1 protein-coding gene is annotated in these 383 nt (G+C 74.4%); it reads left to right on the top strand.

The annotated features are described in order from the left end of the window. On the top strand, positions 1 to 383 hold a 383-nt coding region (locus AC1DDH_RS20775), incomplete at both ends, for a DUF222 domain-containing protein (RefSeq protein ID WP_476956264.1).

Consider the following 383-nt stretch of genomic DNA (forward strand, 5'->3'; position numbering starts at 1 on the left):
GCCCCGGCAGGGACTCGCCGGCCGGCCCATCCCGCCCGTGCACCCGGAGCTCGGAGCCGCCGTCGCGGCCGGCGAGGTCGCCTCCCGGGCCGCGACCGTCATCACGCTCGCCCTGGACCGGGTCCGGCACAGCTGCCTCCCGGAGGCCGCGGCGGCGATGGAGCACGCCCTGACCCGCACCGCGGCCGAGAACGACGCCGACTTCCTGGCCCGGATCGCCCGCCGGTGGACGGAGGCGCTGGACCAGGACGGCGCCGAGCCCTCCGAGGAACTGCTCCGCCAGCTCCAGGGCGCCTTCCTCCGCAAACCCCGGCACGGCCTGCAGCACCTGGAAATCTTCGCCACCACGGACCAGTTCGAACACCTGATCACCGTGATGAACA

This window comes from Arthrobacter sp. 10T425 (assembly GCF_056393985.1).